This is a genomic window from Nitrosovibrio sp. Nv4 (genome assembly GCF_900215485.1).
GTDB lineage: Bacteria > Pseudomonadota > Gammaproteobacteria > Burkholderiales > Nitrosomonadaceae > Nitrosospira.
Genome location: NZ_OCMZ01000001.1, coordinates 1,687,777 through 1,708,783, shown reverse-complemented (window position 1 = coordinate 1,708,783; position 21,007 = coordinate 1,687,777). Strand labels below are relative to the sequence as shown.

The 21,007-nt window shown below is 53.1% G+C and carries 16 protein-coding genes; 6 read left to right on the top strand and 10 right to left on the bottom strand.

The genetic code is table 11. The features are described 5' to 3' along the window. Window positions 1–164 precede the first annotated feature (164 nt). The 4 genes from gpmA (at window position 165) to CRO05_RS07660 (ending at window position 4,852) form a co-directional block, all read left to right on the top strand. Window positions 165–923 (top strand): 2,3-diphosphoglycerate-dependent phosphoglycerate mutase, encoded by a 759-nt coding sequence (gene gpmA / locus CRO05_RS07680; RefSeq protein WP_097066492.1) that lies wholly within the window; start codon window positions 165–167, stop codon window positions 921–923. A 145-nt stretch (window positions 924–1,068) separates the two neighbouring features. Continuing rightward, window positions 1,069–2,313, top strand: a complete 1,245-nt coding sequence (locus CRO05_RS07675; RefSeq protein WP_235001328.1) for a murein hydrolase activator EnvC — start codon at window positions 1,069–1,071, stop codon at window positions 2,311–2,313. A gap of 38 nt (window positions 2,314–2,351) precedes the next feature. Then, a complete protein-coding gene (locus CRO05_RS07670) occupies window positions 2,352–3,800 on the top strand; it encodes a S41 family peptidase (protein ID WP_097066491.1) in 1,449 nt (482 codons plus the stop codon). 299 nt (window positions 3,801–4,099) lie between these two features. Further along, the gene (locus CRO05_RS07660) at window positions 4,100–4,852 is read left to right on the top strand and encodes a HesA/MoeB/ThiF family protein (protein ID WP_097066489.1); all 753 of its coding nucleotides are present in this window, start codon (window positions 4,100–4,102) and stop codon (window positions 4,850–4,852) included. A 37-nt stretch (window positions 4,853–4,889) separates the two neighbouring features. On the opposite strand, the gene slmA is transcribed toward CRO05_RS07660, so the two are convergent. The 6 genes from slmA to CRO05_RS07630 form a co-directional block, all read right to left on the bottom strand. Continuing rightward, the gene (gene slmA / locus CRO05_RS07655) at window positions 4,890–5,501 is read right to left on the bottom strand and encodes a nucleoid occlusion factor SlmA (protein WP_097066488.1); all 612 of its coding nucleotides are present in this window, start codon (window positions 5,499–5,501) and stop codon (window positions 4,890–4,892) included. Between the two features lie 125 nt (window positions 5,502–5,626). Next, on the bottom strand, window positions 5,627–6,514 hold the full coding sequence (gene argB, locus CRO05_RS07650; protein WP_097066487.1) for an acetylglutamate kinase: 888 nt from the start codon (window positions 6,512–6,514) through the stop codon (window positions 5,627–5,629). Between the two features lie 123 nt (window positions 6,515–6,637). Further along, entirely contained in the window at window positions 6,638–6,964 is a 327-nt protein-coding gene (locus CRO05_RS07645) for a P-II family nitrogen regulator (protein WP_097066486.1), read from the bottom strand. A gap of 10 nt (window positions 6,965–6,974) precedes the next feature. After that, entirely contained in the window at window positions 6,975–10,100 is a 3,126-nt protein-coding gene (locus CRO05_RS07640) for an efflux RND transporter permease subunit (protein ID WP_097066485.1), read from the bottom strand. Window positions 10,101–10,104: 4 nt separating this feature from the next. Then, complete coding sequence (locus CRO05_RS07635) at window positions 10,105–11,277, bottom strand: efflux RND transporter periplasmic adaptor subunit (protein WP_097066484.1); 1,173 nt, start codon at window positions 11,275–11,277, stop codon at window positions 10,105–10,107. Further along, entirely contained in the window at window positions 11,274–12,809 is a 1,536-nt protein-coding gene (locus CRO05_RS07630) for a TolC family protein (RefSeq protein ID WP_097066483.1), read from the bottom strand. Before CRO05_RS07630 ends, CRO05_RS07635 begins: the two co-directional genes overlap by 4 nt. A gap of 274 nt (window positions 12,810–13,083) precedes the next feature. Between CRO05_RS07630 and nhaR the strand changes: the two genes are divergently transcribed. Further along, entirely contained in the window at window positions 13,084–14,016 is a 933-nt protein-coding gene (nhaR, locus tag CRO05_RS07625) for a transcriptional activator NhaR (RefSeq protein ID WP_097066482.1), read from the top strand. Between the two features lie 34 nt (window positions 14,017–14,050). Here nhaR and htpG read toward each other — a convergent pair whose 3' ends face one another. After that, window positions 14,051–15,970: a molecular chaperone HtpG gene (gene htpG / locus CRO05_RS07620; RefSeq protein ID WP_097066481.1), complete on the bottom strand. Its 1,920-nt coding sequence runs from the start codon at window positions 15,968–15,970 to the stop codon at window positions 14,051–14,053. A gap of 156 nt (window positions 15,971–16,126) precedes the next feature. Between htpG and CRO05_RS07615 the strand changes: the two genes are divergently transcribed. Next, window positions 16,127–17,242 carry a sorbosone dehydrogenase family protein gene (locus tag CRO05_RS07615; protein ID WP_097066480.1) on the top strand — a complete coding sequence of 372 codons (1,116 nt, stop codon included), beginning with the start codon at window positions 16,127–16,129 and terminating at the stop codon, window positions 17,240–17,242. Window positions 17,243–17,307: 65 nt separating this feature from the next. Here the strand turns inward: CRO05_RS07615 and CRO05_RS07610 are convergent, their stop codons facing one another. From CRO05_RS07610 to CRO05_RS07600, 3 genes are all read right to left on the bottom strand, one after another. Beyond that, window positions 17,308–17,868 (bottom strand): nuclease, encoded by a 561-nt coding sequence (locus tag CRO05_RS07610; RefSeq protein ID WP_097066479.1) that lies wholly within the window; start codon window positions 17,866–17,868, stop codon window positions 17,308–17,310. Window positions 17,869–17,985: 117 nt separating this feature from the next. Further along, the gene (gene nuoN, locus CRO05_RS07605; protein WP_097066478.1) at window positions 17,986–19,428 is read right to left on the bottom strand and encodes an NADH-quinone oxidoreductase subunit NuoN; all 1,443 of its coding nucleotides are present in this window, start codon (window positions 19,426–19,428) and stop codon (window positions 17,986–17,988) included. Window positions 19,429–19,464: 36 nt separating this feature from the next. Continuing rightward, on the bottom strand, window positions 19,465–20,949 hold the full coding sequence (locus tag CRO05_RS07600; protein WP_097066477.1) for an NADH-quinone oxidoreductase subunit M: 1,485 nt from the start codon (window positions 20,947–20,949) through the stop codon (window positions 19,465–19,467). Between the last annotated feature and the right edge of the window lie 58 nt (window positions 20,950–21,007).

The following is a 21,007-nucleotide window of genomic DNA, read 5'->3' as shown; positions in this document are numbered from 1 at the left end:
AACAATCTATTACTGCATATAGGAGTTTGGGGGAAACTTTCACTGCCGCCCCCGCCCAGCCCTTCTCCACTTTTCCGTGCTGCATCCGCATCCAAAATACTTTAAAATACACGATATTTCAAATTGCTTCGCGAAAAATCTCATCCTTTTTATAAAAGAAAAACATGATAAAACTCGTTCTCCTGCGGCACGGAGAAAGCACATGGAATAAGGAAAACCGTTTCACCGGCTGGACAGACGTGGATTTAACTCCGAAAGGCCTGGATGAAGCCAAAAATTCCGGACGCCTATTGCGCGAAAACGGGTTTACGTTTGATATTGCCTACACTTCGGTATTGAAGCGGGCTATTCGTACCTTGTGGATCGTGCAGGATGAAATGGATCTGATGTGGATCCCGGTTAATTTGACATGGCGGTTGAATGAACGGCACTATGGCGCACTGCAAGGCTTGAACAAGCTTGAGACAGCACTCAAGTATGGTGAAGAGCAGGTCCTTATCTGGCGGCGCAGCTATGACACCCGTCCGCCCGCGCTAACGCCGGAGGATGACCGCTATCCGGGATTCGATCCCCGCTATGGGAATCTGTCAAGTCACGATATCCCATTGACCGAATGCCTCGAGGATACCGTGGCAAGGTTCCTGCCCTATTGGAACGAAATCATCGCGCCCCAGGTCAAATCCGGGCAACGTGTGCTCATTACCGCTCATGGCAATTCGCTACGGGCCCTTGTGATGTATCTGGACAATCTTTCAGAGCAGGATGTCATGGAGCTCAATATCCCTACCGGTGTTCCGCTTGTGTATGAGCTTGACAACGACAGCCTGAAACCTTTCCGAAGCTATTATCTCGGTGACCAGGCAAAGATTGAACAAGCGATGCGGGTTGTCGCAAATCAAGGAAAAATATTACCTCAGCCATGAGTTTTTCGCTCATCCATTGCTTTACACTCGTCCATTGCTATTGATACACACGTTACGTACGATAGCCTTCATTGTAGTTCGTCAGTTTTCCCAAGGTGAATCTATATCGCTTCGGCGTGTATGATTTCTTTTGGTAAAGATACGTTTGAAAATCTCATTCCTGACCGGTATTAATCTTTGGCTGAATATGATTCGCAAGTTGATGCTTGCCTGCGCATTGATCCTGTCGCACACGCTTTATGCCGCGCCCAAGGACGCCCCCAAGGTTGATAAGGAAGAACTGAGACAATTACGCGATCGAATCAAAACCTTACAGAAAGAACTGGCAGATACGGAAGAATCGAAATCGGAAGCGGCGGACGCACTTCGCGAATCGGAACAGGCCATCAGTGCCGCCAATCGAAAATTGGCGGCACTCAAGCAAGAGCAGGATGAGGCCAATGACAAGCTCGGTCAATTAAAGGCACAATCCGGGCAGGTCGCCAAAGACATTGAGGCGCAACAATCGCGATTAAGCAAATTACTTTACCGTCGCTATGTCGATGGGGGCGGACAGAAGGAGTACCTGGGCCTCTTGCTTAATCAGCAAGACCCCGATGAAATCGCGCGTAATCTGCATTACTACGGTTATCTGTCTCGCGCCCGCATGGAAGATATAGATGCTCTCCGCATAAATCTTCAACGGCTTGATGAGCTTGCCAGCCAGAGTCGTGAAAAAACAGCTGAAATCGCGGCGATTCAGGCTAAGCAGGCAGGGCACAAGAAACACCTTGAACAACAAAAAACCGGGCACGCAAAACTGCTCCTGCGAATTTCGTCGCAGGTGGATCAGCAGCGGCGGGAAATCAGCAAACTCAAGCGCGACGAAGATCGTCTCGCCCGGCTGGTGGACAAAATCGCCAAAATGCTGGCACGCAAAAAACGTTCCCCCCGCCCTGGCCCTGCTCCCCTTAGCAATGACAGATTACCGGATGCATCGACACAAGGAAGTTTATTCTCATCATTGAAAGGCCGCTTGAGTTTGCCCGTACGCGGGGAACTTGTGAACCGCTTTGGCAGTCCACGTGCTGATGGCGGAATTACCTGGAAAGGGCTGTTCATCCGTTCGACTACCGGTGAGAACGTCAAGGCCATTGCAGGGGGTCGCGTAGTTTTTGCCGATTGGCTGAGAGGTTTTGGTAATCTGATGATTGTGGATCATGGTGGTAGTTACATGAGTCTATACGGCAATAACGAAACCATCTATAAGCAGGTAGGAGATTCTGTTCGCAGCGGCGATACCATTGCGACGGTCGGAAACAGCGGTGGCAATCCGGATTCCGGCTTATACTTTGAATTGCGTCATCAGGGTAAACCGTTTGACCCTTTGAACTGGGTCAGAATAAAATGAGCAATGCAACACTTTGACAATCAATGGAGAAACGTTTAATGGGTGACAAGATGCGACAATTCGGCTTGGTTGTTTCCGGGGCGATCGTCGGCGTGATGCTCAGTCTCAATTTTTCTGCGGTCGCCAATAAGGAAACTCCGGAAGTCGCGCACCCGCTTCCGGTCGAAGAGCTCCGGGCGTTTACCGAGGTATTCGGCCGTATCAAAAGCGATTACGTCGAGCCGGTGGGAGACAAGAAACTGATCACAGAGGCGATCAACGGCATGTTAACCGGCCTCGATCCCCATTCAGCCTATCTGGATACCGATGCCTTCAAGGAACTGCAAATCGGCACACAGGGCGAGTTTGGCGGCTTGGGTATTGAGGTCAGCATGGAGGATGGGTTTGTTAAAGTCATTTCCCCGATAGAAGATACGCCAGCCTTCCGCGCAGGCATCAAGCCGGGTGACCTTATCATCAAGCTGGACGATACTGCGGTCAAGGGACTCTCGCTTACCGATGCAATCAAGCGCATGCGTGGCAAACCGGATACCCCTATTACCCTTACCGTGTTGCGCAAGGGTGAGACCAAGCCGCTGGTGTTCCCCATTGTACGAGCGGTCATCAAAATCCAGAGCGTCAAGTCGAAGCTGATCGAACCAGGCTATGGATATATCCGTATCACGCAATTTCAGGAGCAAACTGGCGAAAACCTGATCAAGGCCATCGACAAATTGTTCAAGGAGAGTTCCGTGCCAATGAAAGGGCTGGTGCTGGACCTGCGTAACGACCCCGGTGGATTACTTAACGGCGCCGTCGCGGTGTCTGCCGCCTTTCTGCCGCCCGATTCGCTGGTAGTGTATACCGACGGTCGTACCGATGATGCCAAGATGAAGCTCAAAGCCAGTCCGGAATTCTATCTGCGCGATAAAAGAAACGATTATCTGAAGCAATTGCCGCGGGAAATCAAGACTGTGCCAATGGTTACCCTGGTAAATGGCGGCTCGGCCTCTGCTTCGGAGATTGTCGCGGGTGCTTTGCAGGATCACAAGCGTTCCGTCGTCATGGGCACTCAGACTTTCGGGAAAGGATCGGTCCAAACCATCCTGCCGCTTGGCAACAACACGGCTATCAAGCTTACCACTGCACGTTACTATACGCCCAACGGACAATCCATCCAGGCCAAAGGGATTACCCCCGATATCCTTGACGAGGCGGCGAAGGATGAAACCGAGCGTTTGCGCGAAGCTGATCTGGATCGCCATCTATCCAACGGAAAACCGGAGGCCAAGGAAGAAGCCAAATCCGAGACCGAGGCTGCAAAGGCCGCACCCAAGCCTGCAGCAAAAATACAAAAACCCGAGAACGGAGAGGTCAAAGACAAGAAACAGGAGCCACCGGCGGAATTTGGTTCCAGCGGTGACTTACTGCTGACACAGGCTATGAACTATTTCAAAGATGGCGCAACAGCCAAGAACTCGGCAAACTCGGCAAAAATCGTGAATTGATTTCAATCTGTGATTATTTTGACGCGAAAAGCAATCTGGATTTTTGCGAGGGGAGAGTGTGATACCTCTCTAAGCAGGTTTGCAGGTTTGCAAGTTTGTTGAGGAGCGGTTTCTGGCAAAATTTCAGGACGGGTTAGAAGCCATCGGAGAAGCTTAACTATGGAATTCTCATGCGGCGCATTGCGCGGCATGAGAATTCCATCTCCGTCAATATCATTCCATACCCCCGAGTATTCCGCATACTGCCTCACAAGCCGCCGTTCCCCCTGCCGTCAAAATCGTGAACTTGCTCAGACATAATGAATGATGACCAGCTGCTGCGCTACAGCCGTCACATCCTGTTGCCGCAGATTGGCATATCGGGGCAAGAAGCCTTAACCCGATCCCATGTGCTTATCGTTGGCGCGGGCGGATTGGGCTCGCCTGTCGCGCTATACCTTGCTGCCAGCGGTGTCGGAACACTGACGATCTGTGACAGCGACACGGTTGATCTGACCAATCTTCAGCGGCAAATCGTTCATAGCACTGATCGCATCGGAGCTCCCAAGACCCATTCCGCCAAACAGACGCTTTCCGAAATCAATCCGGAAGTCAAAGTGATTGCGCTGAACGAGCGTATGGATGAGAAGAGGCTGCTGCAACTGGTCGAGGATGCCGATGTCGTTGTCGACGCTTGCGATAATTTCCCCACTCGCCATGCCATCAATCGTGTCTGTACGATCAGCAAAAAACCGCTTGTATCAGGGGCCGTGGTACGTTTTGATGGCCAAGTCGCGGTATTCGATCTGCGCCATGCGCGCAGCCCGTGCTACCACTGCCTGTTTCCGGCGAGGGGTGACAATGAGGATATGCGGTGCGCAGTGATGGGCGTATTTGCGCCCCTGGCAGGTGTCATCGGTAGTGTGCAGGCAGCGGAAACGCTAAAAATCCTGCTCGATATTGGACAAACCCTGGATGGCCGATTGCTGTTACTCAACGGCTTGTCAATGGAATGGCGCTCCATCAAGTTGAATAAAGACGCCGCCTGCAAAGTTTGTGGCACCGGCGAATGATCTGGCATAACGGACGTCCGTCCATTACACCAGAATTTCAACCACCCGCCGGAATCTCAAACCTGAACATCTCGCTTGAAAGTATCATCTTGCATTGATCCTCCCAAAACTCCATGGGATCGCGCTTGAAGCCGCTTTTAGCAAATTGGTGCCAACGCCCTGCTACATAACACATCAGCATGTTTGCTTGAGCCGATACGTCCAGATCCGCCACAATTTCCCGCTCTCCGGCAGCGAAGCGCAGCGCCTGTTTCAGCGTCGCTTCCAGCCGGTCGTGAAGTTGATTGATGCGGGTTTGCAACCGGTCATTCTCGTTTATCAGCGCATCGCCGATCAATACCCGCGTCATGCCCGGATTCTTCTTCGCGAAGCCGAGCAATAGTGCGATGATTCCTTCAACTTGCCTGATGCCGCTTTTCTCTTCCTCTGTCAGCTTATTGATAAGGCTGAACAGGGTTTTCTCGATGAACTCGATCAAGCCGTCGAACATCTGGGCCTTACTCGCGAAGTGACGATAGAGCGCCGCCTCGGAAACATCAAGTTTGGCCGCCAGCGCTGCTGTGGTGATTTTTCCGGCACGGGGCTCTTCCAGCATCCGAGCCAGAACCTGCAAGATCTGATCTTTTCTTTCGCCAGGCTTGGCTGCCATAAATCCTCGCTTCGCTTCGATAATTTTAATTTCAATATAACTTCAGGACCCACCCCCTTCTGATTCACCCCTTCTGTCAGCAGTCGCCGCGGTGCCTTTTGGAAGGGGGTGCGTAATATTGAAACTCATACAGCCGCCCTTATGAGCGTACCCACGCCTTCATCCGTCATCACTTCCAGTAATAACCCATGCTCCACACGCCCGTCAATGATGTGACAGGATTTGACCCCCTTTTTCACTGCATCCAGTGCAGACCTGATTTTCGGTATCATGCCACCCGAGATGGTCCCGTTGGCAAATAACTCATCCACTCTCTGCGCAGTCAACCCGGTCAGCAAATTGCCGTCCTTGTCCAGCACGCCGCGCGTGTTGGTGAGTAGTATCAGCTTTTCAGCGTTCAAGACTCTGGCAAGCTCCCCCGCAACCAGATCGGCGTTGATATTATAGGATTCGCCATTTTTGCCTACGCCGATGGGGGCAATCACAGGGATGAAATCACGTGTTTCTAGTAGTTCAATCAGAGCAGGATTTATGTTTTCGATTTCCCCAACCTGGCCGAGATCGATCCACTCATGCACTTTCTCTTTGTCCTGCATAAGCATTTTTTTTGCACGAATGAAGCTGCCATCCTTGCCTGTCAGACCGACTGCAAGACCACCGTGCTGATTGATAAGATTGACAATCCCCTTATTGATCAATCCAAGTACCATTTCCACCACATCCATCGTTTCAGCGTCGGTCACGCGCATTCCCTGGATGAATGCGCCTTGCTTGCCGACCCGCTTCAACATATCGTTGATCTGAGGCCCTCCCCCATGAACGATCACGGGATTCATGCCTACGAGTTTCAGCAGCACTACATCGCGAGCGAAACCCTGTTTAAGATTTTCCTCGACCATCGCGTTACCGCCATACTTAATGACAATGGTCTTACCGTGGAAGCGCTGGATATACGGCAGCGCCTCGGCCAGGATTTTAGCTTTATCTTTTGCGGACGACTGGGATAGCGACATGTTTCTTATCCATAAAACTGTATTTTAATTTCTACTTGAGGTATTTCGGTAAACAGGTGGGGCGCGAATAGGTGGCGATTTTACTTCCTGCTGCCGGCATCGTGCATAAAAGTGTCAGGGAATTTAGAGGGGGCTGCCGTCACGAATGCGGCGAGCTGTTTCAACGGGCAGTGACCAGACGATGCCGTCCCCGATAAGACCGGTTTGACACTCGCGCACCACCACATCAATGATCGAATCCACCATGTCATCGGTGGCAACCGTATAAATCATGACTTTCCCCGCGAAGTCGGTCAGTTCTTCCTGCAGTGTGGGATTATTAATGAGGGCCGGCGCAGTGAAGCCTTTCACCTCAATCACAGTCAGACCGGGAAAACCTGGAATCTCACGCAATGCCCGGCGTAAGGCATGCAGACGATCAGGGCGGAATACAGCACGAATCTCTTTCATATTGTTCTCCTCAGACTTCCATTGGCTTCTCGTCGAACCAGCGGTACAGGGTTGGCAGCACCACCAGCGTCAATAAAGTCGAGGTGATCAGTCCACCGATTACCACGACGGCAAGTGGACGTTGCACTTCGGAGCCTGGACCTGTGGCAAAGAGAAATGGCACCAGACCCAGCATAGCAACAGTAGCAGTCATAAGTACCGGGCGAAAGCGCTGCTCGCACCCCTTGATCACCGCGTCCACTACGCTGGCACCTTCATTACGCAGTTTTCGGATATACGAGATCAATACTACGCCGTTCAACACGGCAATGCCCCAGAGCGCGATAAAGCCCACCGACGCTGGCACCGAGAGATACTCACCCGTGACAAAAAGCCCGATGACGCCGCCAATGGAAGCAAATGGTAGTACCAGAATGATGAGCGCGGCAAGCTTGACCGAGTTGAACAGCACAAATAGCAAAAAGAAAATTGCCGCGATAGTAAGCGGAACTATTACGGAGAGCGTCGCCATGGCACGTTCCATATTCTCAAACTGTCCACCCCAGACAAAGTAGTAGCCTTCGGGTAGTTTCATTTCCTTGGCGGTACGATCCTGTAGTTCGGCAACAAAGCCGGCAATGTCGCGGTCATGTACATTAACACCAATAACCACCCGCCGTTTTGCGTACTCACGCGAGACTATCGCCGGACCGTCGACCACTTTTATATCAGCGACAGAACTTAGTGGAACCAATGCGCCACCCCTGGCCATCCGGCCGCTAGGCCCCGCCTCTCCTCTGGGGCGAAGCAAGAGATCACGAATGGCCTCAACGTCGCCGCGAAAATGCTCGGGGAAGCGCAACAGAAGCACAAAGCGCCGCTCACCCTCGAAAACTTTGGTGACCGCCTTGCCCCCGATTGCTGTTGCGATCAACTCATTCACGTCGGCTACATTGAGACCGTGGCGGGCAATTGCACGGCGGTCGATGTCGATCGTTAATTCCTGCTGACCCGACAAGCGTTCGATGCGGATGTCACGTGCCCCGCGCGTTGACTTGATGATGCGTGCTACCTGCTCCGACAACCTGCGCAACTCTTCCAGATCGTCGCCAAATATTTTAATCGCCATCTGCGAACGCACTCCGGTCACCATCTCATCCACCCGCTGCGCGATTGGCTGCGACAGGGCGATATTCACACCGGGCAACACCTTCAGGGCCTTGCGAATGTCCTCCTCGATCTCATGCTGGGTGCGGCCGGAACCCTCCAGGTCCAGTGCCGCGATCGGATCAGACTCGTTCTGAGACGCGGGATCAGCAGGGGATTCACCACGGCCAAGCTTGGACACTACGCTCTTCACTCCAGGCACCGCTGCGATCAGTTTCATCGCCTCCATCTCCACCTCGATCGCTTTCGGTAGCGAAATCGAAGGGACACGAATAATAACGGGCGTCACCGCACCTTCCTGCATGATTGGGATGAAGGATTTACCCAAAAGCGGAAAAAGCGAAAAAGACATGACGAGCAAACCCACGGCTATAAGAATAGTGGTTTTCTCATGGGCTAACGCCGAGTCCAGCAGGGCATGATAACGCGCCTTGAGGAACGCAATGACTCTGGTATCTTTATCGGCCCCGCCCTTGAGGATGTAGGCGCAGAGTACCGGTGAAAGCGTCAGCGAAACGATAAGCGACACCGCCAGTGCAATGGCGATAGTGAATGCAAGCGGGCTGAAAGTCTTGCCCTCCATGCCTTGCAGCGCCATCAGCGGCAGGAATACGAGAATAATGATGCAGATGCCGAAGATAACCGGTGTACCGACCTCGACCACAGCGTCTACAATAGTCAGGAGCTTGGATTCGCGCGTGTCGCCAGCATGACCCAGACGGTGGTAGACGTTTTCCACCACAACCACAGTAGAATCCACCATCAGTCCGATGGCGATAGCCAGCCCCCCCAGCGACATTAAGTTGGCTGTTATCCCCTGGTCGTTCATTACCATAAAGGTAATCAACGGCGTAATAATGAGGGTGGCCACTACGATCAGGCTGGAACGGACATCTCCCAGGAAGATGAACAATATTACAATCACCAGCAAAATGCCTTCGATCAGTACCTTGCTCACTGTCCATAAAGCGTCATTGACGAGGTCGGTTCGGTCGTAGAATGGCACGATCTGGAGCCCGCCCGGCAATACACCACCCTCATTGATATCGGCAACTTTTGCCTTTAGCCGCCCGACAATCTCCTTGGCATTCCCGCCGGCCAGCATCATTACAATACCAGCCACGGATTCGGTGTAGCCGCCCTTGATACTCGCTCCCTGGCGCACCTCCTCCCCGAATTTCACCTCGGCCACGTCACGCACATATACCGGCACGCCATCCCGTTCCTTAAGCACGATATTGCGGATGTCGTCCAGTGTGCGGATCAGGCCAACACCGCGGATGAGGTACTGTTCCGCATGCAGCGGCAGTATGTTGCCGCTGGCGTTTGCATTGTTGCTCGCGACGGCCTGGTCGACTTGCGTCAGTGTCAAATCGTAGTGGCGCAGCCGGTTCGGATCGACCAGCACGTGGTATTGCTTGACGTAGCCCCCGATGGAATTGATTTCTGCCACACCCGGGGTCGCCCGCAGCAGCGGCCGCACCACCCAATCCTGGATCGTCCGCCGTTCCGTCAGCTCTTCGACAGACAGCGCGCGCTTGCCGTCGTCGGGATGCTCGAGCGTATATTGGTATACCTCGCCCAGGCCGGTCGTTACTGGCCCCAGTACCGGATTGATGCCCGGCAGCAGCGTGGGCGATACTTCGATCAGCCGTTCCATCACCAGTTGGCGCGCAAAATAAACGTCGGTCTTATCGGTAAACACCAGAGTAATTAGCGACAGCCCGCTCTTGTTTATAGAGCGCATTTCAACCAACCCCGGCAGACCGATCATTGCGAGTTCCACGGGGACCGTGACGAGCCGCTCGATCTCCTCGGGACTGCGGCCGACCGACACGGTAGCGACCATTACCTGAATATTGGTCACATCAGGGAAGGCGTCGACCGACAGGCTCTTCGTAGAATAGAGGCCCGCGCCGCACAGGGCTAGCGCGACCACTACGACCAGCAGTCGCTGCTTAAGCATAGCGCGCACTATTGAGGCAAGCATAGGCTTATTCCAATTCGGCGAGCTTGCGCTCGTTGTCTAAATGAAAAGCACCGTCCACCACAATGTTCTGCTCCGCGGTAAGGCCGCTTAGCACAGGGCGCATGTCAGCCACTTCAGGTCCCAGTTCGACTGGAACGCGGAGGAACCGATTGTCGCCTTGAGCGAGAAACACATAATCTTTATTGGCCTCTCGCACCACGGCTGTTTCGGGTACCACCATGCTTTCATGCGGGTTGTCTACAATGTGCATGCTAGCCAGCATGTCGGGCTTCAGCCTGCGCCGCGGGTTCTCGACGATTGTGCGCACCATTACCGTGCGGGTCATAGGGTTTACGGTATCGGCGACGAATATGATCAGGCCGTCGAAGCTGACATCCCCCAGCGCGGGCACCTTGATCTCGACATGTTGGCCGACTTGCACATTACGAGCTATCTGCTCCGGCACGTCGCCTACCACCCAGACAGAGGATAGATCGGCCACCGCAAATAGTAGATCGGCCGGTTGCACTACTTGGCCGGTGATGACATTCCGCGCAATAACGATGCCGCTCTTCGGTGTATCGATGGTAACGGATGGCAGAATATGCCCTTCCTTTGCCAGTTCTTTCAGCGCACCGCTGTCCACACCCAGCAGTCGCAATCGATCAGTGGCTGCGCCCAGTTCCGCACGCGCGACCTCAAGTTCTGACTCGCGCCGTTCCACTTCGGCGATGGGGATCACGTCTGCGGCCAGCAAAAGATGCGCACGCTCGGCCGCTTTTTGAGTCAGTGCAGTTCGCGAAAACGCGCGCAAATAAGCCAGTTGTGCCTCGGTCAATTCCGGGCTGGAAATACGCGCAAGAGGATCACCGGTATTAACACTTTCACCCAGCATTACGTATAGGTTGATGATGCGCCCTGTCACGTAGGACCCGATACGAACGAGCCTGTCCTCGTCCACCTCGACCTGGCTTGGAACCTGCATCTTATCGGCGAGAGCGACCATCGCGGGCTTGCCGATCGTGATACGTGGCACCATTTCCGGCCTGATCGTAATAGCGTTGATGTCCTCCTTCTCCTGCTCCTGCTGCTGCGCAGCTTCTTTGCCGGGGGAAGCAGCCTTCTCGCCACCGCCACATCCCCCAGCAAGCAACATGGCAATTACAATGGCGCCGGTGACCCGGATTGTAGTTTTCATTCGAGGACTTGCTCCCTAGGATAATAAGCTCGCAACCGGTCAATTTCAGCGGCGGCGGCCTGTAAATCAAAGCGTGCCTGCAACGACTCCGCTAATATTCCTCGCAACACGCGCTGGGTATCGAGCACTTCGATCAGGGGTCGCTCGCCCAAACGGTAAGCCGCCTGGGCAACGCGCAAGGCCGCCTCCGCTTCCTTGATTATTCCTCCTTCGAACATCTCCACTCTGCGCTGCGCAATTTGCAGGGCCTGCCAAGCGGATTCGAGTAGCTGACCGATCTCGAAACGGCGGTATTCCAGCGTTTCCCGCACCCGCGCGGAGTCTGCCACAGCCGCATCGATTTCGCCGCGCCGACGGTATAACAGGGGAACCGTCACCCTTAGTCCGCCCCTGTTGTCGGTGTATTGAGCATCCTGATAATTGCTGTATACGACATCCACCGAGGGCAGCACCATGGCGCGTTCCTGATCGATTCGGCGGCGGCTCCGTTCCGACTCCGCCAGCAAACGCAACACATCCGGATTGACCGCTGGCACTTCCTCACGCAGTTCAGCCAAGGGGGGCAGATTGACTGGATCGAACAAGGATGCGTCTATTGTAAAATCAGGCTTCAATGCGCCTGCGGTTAATTGCAGAAGCGCAATGCGCGCGCGCTGCGCATTCAATACCGCCGCTTCTTGACGGCTGGCGGCATTCAACACTTCAGCATCGGCTCTGATCAGCTCGAAGCGCGCCGTTTCGCCCACATCCACGCCCACTTTGATTCGCCGCCGCACCTCCTCCATCAGATTGTGAATACTTGCCTCCATCCGCGCTATTTCCTGACGGAGCAGCAGTTCATATGCGCGCACCCTCAATTGCGCCGCCAGGTCTGCGCGGACCTGGTCAAAGCTCGCACGGCTGGCCTCCACACCCGCCTCGGCCGAATCGATGCGCGCACTACGCACAAATGGATTTTCAATGGGCTGACTGATGGTCACCTGCCGCGTGTTCGTTCCCGGATTCGCCGCCGGGATTCGCGGATCTTGAGGCCCGCCTATCACGCTTACTTGCGGATTAGGGTAGGCAGCGGCGCCGACGACACCCGCACCAGCCATGTCTACTTGAAATGCTGCCGCGCGAACCAGACCGTTGGCTTGCAACCCCAGCCTTTGCAAGGCCTCGATGGAGAGCGAACCCTCAGGCACGGCAGAAGCCGGTACGGAAGGGACGACGACGGTAGGTGTCCTGGCAGAAGGTTCGGTAGAAGGTACGCCAGTGGACGGCACAGTCGGTATGGATCCGGACGGCAGGGATGGCGCCGGCGGATAAGGTACGGTTGCGGGTATAGCGGTACCAGGCACGGGCGGGAGTACCGGGGTAGGGGCAGGCGCGGGTGCAAATACAGGTGCGGGTGGCGAAGGTGCGGGTGCGGATGGACGCGCAGGTACGGTAATCTCAGGTATGGTTGCAGATCCTTGAGCTGAGGCGGGCGTAAATGGTAAAACAAGGATGAGACCTGGCAAAATACAATAAAAAGGTGTTATACGCATTTACTACCTTTGGTTGTTCTAAAGCAATGCTTGCTTCAATCGCCTTGAATGAGCCGAAAACTCCTCAAACACGATGACCCGAATCTCGGCAGCAAGCATTTCGGCATCAATCACAAAATTTCCAACTGCAAAAAAATAATGTCCAGCTTCTATTAATAGAGGAGATAGAGTTTTAGTCTAAATGAGAATTTGCATCAAGAAAAGTAGTATCTCGCTGATGGTATAATCGGTTTTTACGAAGTATGTAATTGCCAAATCACTGAGTCCAGTCCTGATGCTCAACTACAAGCAGCTGCATTATTTCTGGGCCGTCGCAAAGGCAGGCAGCATTGTCCGGGCGAGCGAACGCTTGAATCTTACCCCCCAAACCCTGAGCGGCCAAATCGGATTATTGGAAGAGACGCTGGGGGTAGCGCTTTTTTTGCGCGTCGGCAGGCGCCTTGAATTAACTGAAACAGGCAGACTCGCGCTTTCCCACGCTGATGAAATCTTTCAGATCGGAAACGAGCTGGAAGAGGCTTTGCGCAGCCGCCCGGAAAGCCACGCTATTCCATTGCGCGTTGGGGTCGATGATGCGGTTCCAAAGACCATTGCCTATAAGTTGTTAACTCCGGCAATGGCGCTCGCCGAGCCGGTGCGCATCGTTTGCCGGGAAGACAAACTGGTGCGTCTGCTGGTGGAACTGGCGATCCAGCGTCTGGATCTGGTCCTTGCTGACCGGCCCATGCCGGCTGGGACTAATGTAAAAGGCTACAGTCATAAGCTGGGCGACTGTGGTATCACGTTCTTTGCCGAGCCACGGCTAGCAGCACAGTTCAGGCAAAAATGGCCCCGTATTCTTGATGCGGCCCCTTTGCTCATTCCCGGCAAGGAGGCCGCCGTGCGAATACCGCTGATGCGCTGGTTCGATGTTCGCCAACTCCGGCCGCGTATCGTGGGGGAATTTGACGATAGCGCGCTCATGCAGGCCTTCGGCCAGGCCGGCATCGGCATTTTCATCGCGCCATCAGTGATAGCCGACGAGGTGCAGCGCGAACATGGCGTTACCATTATCGGTCAGACAGACGAGGTCACCGAGCAGTTCTACGCCATTTCTATGGAGCGTCGCCTTACGCACCCCGCCGTCGTCGCCATCAATGATACTGCCCACAGAGAACTATTCGCGAATCTGTATCCCCGCTCGGATCCGATACATTCCACAAAATAGGCTCAGCAGAGAAAGCCCTTCATTCTCACCAGCGCTATTTTCCATTTGCCGTGCTTAGAAACAGCTCGTTGATCCGCTTCACGAAACCCGCTGGGTCATCGAGTTGGCCGCCTTCGGCCAGCAATGCCTGATCGAATAAAATATGGCTCCAGTCAGCGAAGTGGGTTTCCTCCGATTTCAAACGTTGTATCATCACATGATAAGGGTTGATTTCCAGGATGGGCTTGGCATGGTTCACTTTCTGTCCGGCCGACTTCAGCAGTCGCTCCAGGTTTCCCCCCATGTCGTGGCTATCCGCCACGAGACAGGCAGGAGACTCGGTCAGGCGTAATGTCACACGGACATCCTTCACCTGGTCGCCGAGAGCGCCCTTTATTTTCTCGGTAAGCTCCTTGTATTCATCCGCTTCTTTCTCCTGTTCCTTCTTTTCCGCTTCGTCTTCCAGTTTACCGAGGTCTAGGCTGCCTTTGGCTACGGATTGCAACTGCTTACCCTCAAACTCCGTCAGGTTAGCAACCAGCCACTCATCCACGCGATCGGACAGCAATAAGACCTCAATGCCTTTCTTGCGAAAAACCTCCAGGTGCGGGCTGCTTCTGGCTGCCTTGAGACTTTCAGCCGTAACATAATAAATTTTTTCCTGCCCTTCCTTCATACGCGCAATATAGTCGCTAAACGACACTGCTTGCTCGTCAGAGTCGATATGAGTGGAGACGAAGCGCAGCAGCTTGGCGATACGTTCACGGTTAGCGTAGTCTTCCGCGACGCCCTCTTTGATAACCTGCCCGAATTCTTTCCAGAAGGTCTTGAATTTTTCCTTTTCACTTTCCTGCTCGCTTTGAGCCAGGTCTTCAAGCAGGCCCAGCACTTTTTTTACCGCCCCGGCACGTATGGCCTCAATGTCCTTGGATTCCTGCAATATCTCGCGCGAAACATTCAGCGGCAAATCGTTGGAGTCGATCACCCCGCGCACGAAGCGCAAATAATTTGGCAGCAACTGTTTCGCATCATCCATGATGAACACCCGCCTGACATAAAGCTTGATGCCATGGCGGGAGTCACGATCATACAAATCAAAAGGAGCCCGTGAGGGAATGTACAGCAGCTGCGTATATTCCTGCTTGCCCTCTACCCTTGCATGAAGATAGGCAAGCGGCGGCTCGAAATCATGCGCCACATGCTTGTAGAATTCGTCGTACTGCTCCGCCGTGATCTCGCTTTTGGGGCGCGCCCACAGCGCATTTGCCTGATTGACGGTTTCGTCTTCATCAGTCATTACATTTGCACTTTTTTCCTGAGACCACTCCTCTTTTTTCATCACGATGGGCAGCGTGATATGGTCTGAATACTTGCGGATGATAGAGCGCAGCCGCCACCCATTGAGCAAATCATCCTCACCCTCGCGCAAATGCAGGATGACTTCCGTGCCACGATCTGCCTTCTCCACTGTCTCAAGCGTATAATCCCCTTCACCGCCGGATTCCCACCGTACACCGTGTTCGGACGTCAAGCCGGCACGGCGCGTGATAAGCGTCACCTTGTCCGAAACGATAAATGCGGAATAAAAACCGACACCGAACTGGCCAATCAAGTGTGCGTCCTTGGCCTGATCACCGCTTAATGAACTGAAGAATTCGCGAGTCCCGGATTTGGCGATAGTACCTATATGGTCTATCACCTCTTGTCGCGACATGCCAATACCATTATCCGCGATGGTGATAGTGCGAGATGCTGCATCAAAGCTTACGCGGATCTTCAGCTCTGAGTCAGACTCGTACAATGCGCCATCGGTTAATCCTTCGAAGCGTAGCTTATCAGCGGCATCCGATGCATTGGAAATCAGTTCGCGCAAAAAAATTTCCTTGTTACTATACAAGGAATGAATCATCAGCTTGAGCAACTGCTTTACTTCCGTCTGAAAACTTAAATGTTCTTTTGTAGCTGTGGCTTCCATGGTTTCCTCTCTTAAAAAAATGCAAGTATATAATTGAGGGCAGATTAAGAATTTTCAAGGTGCTCAGCATCAACAAGCAATTCGTCGTTCATTGTTTTCCATTCTGTTCCCTGCCATTCTGTTCCCTGGATGGCCATATAAATCGGAGTCTGATCTATGCCCGTCGTGAAAGCTCTTACCTGTTTCATAACCATGTGTATGCTCTGTTTTGTCTTGCCTGCGGCCGCACAAGACCAATCCCGTGAATTGCCGCTGGACAAGATAAAGCTGCCTCCCGGTTTTTCCATTGAAGTGTGGGCGGAAGCACCCAACGCGCGCGGACTGGCAATCGGAAAAAATGGCACAGTATTCGCAGGCTCGATGGCGGAGGGCAAGGTATACGCCATTACCGAAACTGGCGGAGCACGCCAGGTCAAAACCATCGCCAACAGGCTCAACCTCCCGGTAGGAGTAGCATTTCGCGATGGTTCACTATACGTTTCCGCAGTCGATCGCATTCTGCGCTTTGACGACATCGAACAAAAACTCGATCAACCCGGCAAACCGCACGTGGTGACAACCAGATTTCCCCGCGAGAAACACCATGGAGGCCGATACATTGGTTTTGGACCTGATGATCTGCTATATGTGGCGGTCGGCGCGCCCTGCAATGCCTGTGAAACGGATCCGGATGAGTTTTCGCTGATTTCACGTATCAAGCCCGACGGCACCGATTATGAGGCCTTCGCATATGGGGTGCGGAATTCGTTGGGGTTCGATTGGCATCCTGAAACAAAGGAATTATGGTTCACCGACAATGGCCGTGACTGGATGGGCGATAACATACCGCCTGACGAACTCAACCGGGCACCAAGTAAAGGCATGCATTTCGGATATCCCTACTGCCATGGCGACGATATTTTAGATCCTAAATATGGCGCGAAGCGCGATTGCCGCAAACTTGTTCCGCCCGTAGCCAAATTCGGAGCGCATGTAGCAACGTTAGGGATGCGCTTCTATACAGGCAAAATGTTCCCCTCGGAATACCGCAACAGCATTTTTGTTGCCGAACACGGGTCGTGGAATCGCCGCAATAAAACTGGTTATCGCCTCAACCTTGTACGGATAAAAAACAACAAGGTGGTAAAACAGGAAGTGTTCGCTGAAGGCTGGCTGGAAAAGGAAAACGCGTGGGGAAGGCCAGTGGATGTGCTGGTCATGCCCGACGGCGCGCTGCTCGTTTCTGACGATTATGCTGGGGTGATTTATCGCATCAGCTATAAGAAACTTTAAGGAACCATGAATAAGCACTCAGGAAGCGACTTGCTGCAGGCTGGGAGGTTTACTCAATGAAAGGATTAGGCGACTTGCGGGTGGCCTACAAATGTTTCGAGGTCAAGCTCATAAGTCTTCGCCTTGTATTGCTGGCCGTACTTGGCTAGATACACAATTCCCACATCCGCTTCGAGAATAGATTTTATCTGCGCCAAGCAGGTCAGCTGCGCAGGCGCGACATTATCACCTTCCTTCTTGATTTCAAGGAACAGGGTCGGGCCGGATTCCATGTAGAGGAACAAGTCGGGTTCGCCTTTGCCGCCGGCATACCCAGATAGGGCACGCTGGCGCCTAAACTCTGCAAGCTTTTGTTTTGCGAATATTTCTTCTATCTTCTTGCGTCCCTCTAGGACCTTCGGGTTATTTGGCTCCCATTCACCAAGCGCATAGAAACGATAGCCTAACCATCGCGCCTTCATAAAGTAATTCAGTACGAAGTACTCACCAAAGTGGTATGTAGGCTGATTGAAGACATCTCCTGGTGGGATGTGCCCTTCAAGCAGCTTCTTCTTCTCTCCTATCTTCCAGGCAGTGAGATCCCCACCGGGATATTCGATGACCGTCTCAGTTATCCCTATCTTCATCGCGTAGTCCAGATTGCTTAGCTTTGTGAGTAAGGTAGTTTTGTACCCCTAACTTTGTCTCTCGCTTCCTAACTTGACGTCATGAATCGAAAGCACATCAGTCTCAACCTTGGCGCATTACATTGACTGTTGAATAGCATAAGCACACAACGCAATCAATGCCTGGGGAAAAAGCCCAAACCCGAGCATCGCCAACCCATTCGCGCTGAGCAATACTTTGACGTCAACCTGCGGCACTATGGGCACATCTGTTTCAGGTTCGTCGAAGTACATCAGCTTCACGATTCGCAGGTAATAAAACACGCCGATCAGCGAAAGAAGTACCGCCACCACCGCCAGCCAGACATAGCCGACGCTCAGCACCGCTTGCAATACCGACAACTTGGCATAAATACCCACCGTTGGGGGAATGCCGGCCATTGAAAACATCAGCAGCAACATGATAAACGCATACCATGGATTGCGCCGGTTGAGCCCTTTGAAGTCGTCGAGCTTTTCAGCCTCGAATCCCTCGCGCGATAAAAGAATGATCATGCCGAATGTGCCCAGCGTCATCAGCACGTACACCACAACATAGAACATTGCTGCACTGTAGCCATTCCCATCCGCGCCGATAATGCCGAGCAACATGAATCCCATATGCGAGATGGTGGAATACGCCAGCATGCGCTTGATATTGGTCTGGGCAATGGCGGCAAGATTGCCGATCACCATGGACATAACCGCCAGAATGATGAGCATTCCCTGCCAATCCGCCGCCATTCCCCCCAGACCTTCCGCCAGCAGACGCATGACAAAGCCGAACGCCGCCAGCTTGGGCGCAGAACCGACAAACAGGACAACCGCTGTTGGTGCTCCCTCGTAAACATCCGGAACCCACATGTGAAACGGCGCCGCACTCAACTTGAAACTGATACCGGCAACAATGAATACAAGACCGACCACCAGTACCGCATGGTTGATTGAGCCGGTCTGAATCACTTCGACGATGCGGGGAATATCAAGCGATCCGGTCGAACCGTATATCATGGACATGCCATACAGCAAAAAGCCGGAAGCCAGCGCGCCAAGGACGAAAAATTTTATCGCCGCTTCGGTTGCGCCAACCGAGCGTCTCAACGCCACCATCGCGTATAGCGACAATGACAGGAGTTCCAGTCCCAGGTAGAGAGTCAGGAAATGACTTGCAGAAATCATCACCATCATACCCAGTGTTGCGAAGAGGGCCAGACCGAAAAACTCGCCGCTGAGCATACCCCTCAGAGAAATATAATTGCGCGAATACACCAACACGGTGGACACCGTTATGTACACGAGCATCTTCAGTATGTCGGCCATGGCATCGTCGACGAACATTCCGGAAAACGTATATACGACGCCAGGCGCAGAAGTGGCAAAAGTGATAAACATGCAACCGAGCAACGATATCTGCGACAACAGGTACGCGACCGAGGATTTTTTCTCGCCCCAGGCAAGATCGGCCAGTAACACCACGCATACCATGACCAGCAGGAATATCTCCGCATAGGCAGGCGCGAAATCAGGCTGGGTAAAATTCATTATCATCCTCGAACAAGCAGGGCCATCTTATTTAAACTACAACTTGCTGCGACTGACGTGCGCAAGCAAATCATCTACGGTGGTATGCATCACTTCCATCAACGGTAACGGGTAGAGGCCCATCCCCAGCACAGCTGCCGCCAGAACCGCGAGTATCAGAATCTCGCGCCTGCCGATATCCTGCATCCCTTCCACAGCCGGATGTACCACCGCACCGAATATTACGCGCTTGTACATCCAGAGCGTGTACGCCGCTCCGGTTATAAGCGTGGTGGCGGCGAAGAACGCGTACCAGAAATTGACCTTCACGGCAGCCATGATGACAATGAATTCGCCGACAAAACCACTGGTGCCGGGCAACCCGGAATTAGCCATGGCAAACAGCATGAAGAATGCAGCGAATATCGGCATTCTGCTGGCGAGCCCCCCGTAGTCGGCTATCTGGCGCGAATGGAGCCGGTCATACATCACTCCAACGCATAGAAACATGGCGGCGGATATAAACCCATGCGAAATCATCTGCACCATCGCACCCTCGATCCCGTAAGAATTGAACAGGAAAAAACCAAGCGTGACAAATCCCATATGCGCTACCGATGAATAGGCAATGAGCTTTTTCATATCTGCCTGCACCAATGCAACAAGACCGATATAAACGACCGCAATCAGTGACAACGCAATCATCATGCCTGAAAGGGACTGGCTCGCATCCGGCACGATCGGCAGTGAAAAGCGCAAGAAACCATAACCACCCATCTTCAGCAGTATTGCTGCCAGCACTACCGACCCACCCGTGGGTGCTTCCACGTGGGCATCCGGCAGCCAGGTATGAACCGGCCACATCGGCACCTTGACCGCGAATGCCAGCAGGAAAGCGACAAATATCAGAATTTGCGGCGCCAGTGGTAGTGGGAGCTTGTGGTAATCAAGTATCGAAAAACTGCCGCCGGAAACCTGATAGAGATAAATGAATGCCACCAGCATCAGCAGGGAACCCAGGAGCGTGTAAAGAAAAAACTTGATTGCGGCATACACGCGGTTGGGGCCGCCCCACACGCCAATGATGAGAAACATCGGGATCAGCGAAGCTTCCCAGAAGACATAGAACAAAATCGCATCGAGTGATGAAAACACCCCGTTGACAATACCTGACATGATAAGAAACGCGGCCATATATTGAGACACGCGTTTGCTTATCACCTGCCATCCGGCCATTATCACCAGCGGGGTAGTGAAGCAATTCAGCAGGATCAGCGGCATGGCAATTCCATCCACGCCAAGATGATAATGAATATTGAAGCGCTCGATCCAGAGGTTATATTCGACGAACTGCATGGCATTTGTTAACGGATCGAACTGCGTATAAAGCGGGATTGCAACCAGAAAACCCGCTACCGCACCGATGAGCGCGATCCACCTTGCCAAGTGGGCATTGCGATCGCCGCCCGTCGCAAGCACACCAATGCCGGCAAGAATAGGCAGCCAGATGACAAGACTTAACAGGGGAAGACCAAACAACATGTTTATTCCATTTTATTCATTAGCGTGCAGCGGATGCGGCTAAAGACCGCAATAATAT

Coding starts and splice junctions, on each gene's coding strand:
- gpmA (WP_097066492.1), top strand. CDS start 165: ATGATAAAACTCGTTCTCCTGCGGCACGGAGAAAGCACATGGAATAAG.
- CRO05_RS07670 (WP_097066491.1), top strand. CDS start 2,352: ATGGGTGACAAGATGCGACAATTCGGCTTGGTTGTTTCCGGGGCGATC.
- CRO05_RS07660 (WP_097066489.1), top strand. CDS start 4,100: ATGAATGATGACCAGCTGCTGCGCTACAGCCGTCACATCCTGTTGCCG.
- slmA (WP_097066488.1), bottom strand. CDS start 5,501: ATGGCAGCCAAGCCTGGCGAAAGAAAAGATCAGATCTTGCAGGTTCTG.
- argB (WP_097066487.1), bottom strand. CDS start 6,514: ATGTCGCTATCCCAGTCGTCCGCAAAAGATAAAGCTAAAATCCTGGCC.
- CRO05_RS07645 (WP_097066486.1), bottom strand. CDS start 6,964: ATGAAAGAGATTCGTGCTGTATTCCGCCCTGATCGTCTGCATGCCTTA.
- CRO05_RS07640 (WP_097066485.1), bottom strand. CDS start 10,100: ATGCTTGCCTCAATAGTGCGCGCTATGCTTAAGCAGCGACTGCTGGTC.
- CRO05_RS07635 (WP_097066484.1), bottom strand. CDS start 11,277: ATGAAAACTACAATCCGGGTCACCGGCGCCATTGTAATTGCCATGTTG.
- CRO05_RS07630 (WP_097066483.1), bottom strand. CDS start 12,809: ATGCGTATAACACCTTTTTATTGTATTTTGCCAGGTCTCATCCTTGTT.
- nhaR (WP_097066482.1), top strand. CDS start 13,084: ATGCTCAACTACAAGCAGCTGCATTATTTCTGGGCCGTCGCAAAGGCA.
- htpG (WP_097066481.1), bottom strand. CDS start 15,970: ATGGAAGCCACAGCTACAAAAGAACATTTAAGTTTTCAGACGGAAGTA.
- CRO05_RS07615 (WP_097066480.1), top strand. CDS start 16,127: ATGCCCGTCGTGAAAGCTCTTACCTGTTTCATAACCATGTGTATGCTC.
- CRO05_RS07610 (WP_097066479.1), bottom strand. CDS start 17,868: ATGAAGATAGGGATAACTGAGACGGTCATCGAATATCCCGGTGGGGAT.
- nuoN (WP_097066478.1), bottom strand. CDS start 19,428: ATGAATTTTACCCAGCCTGATTTCGCGCCTGCCTATGCGGAGATATTC.
- CRO05_RS07600 (WP_097066477.1), bottom strand. CDS start 20,949: ATGTTGTTTGGTCTTCCCCTGTTAAGTCTTGTCATCTGGCTGCCTATT.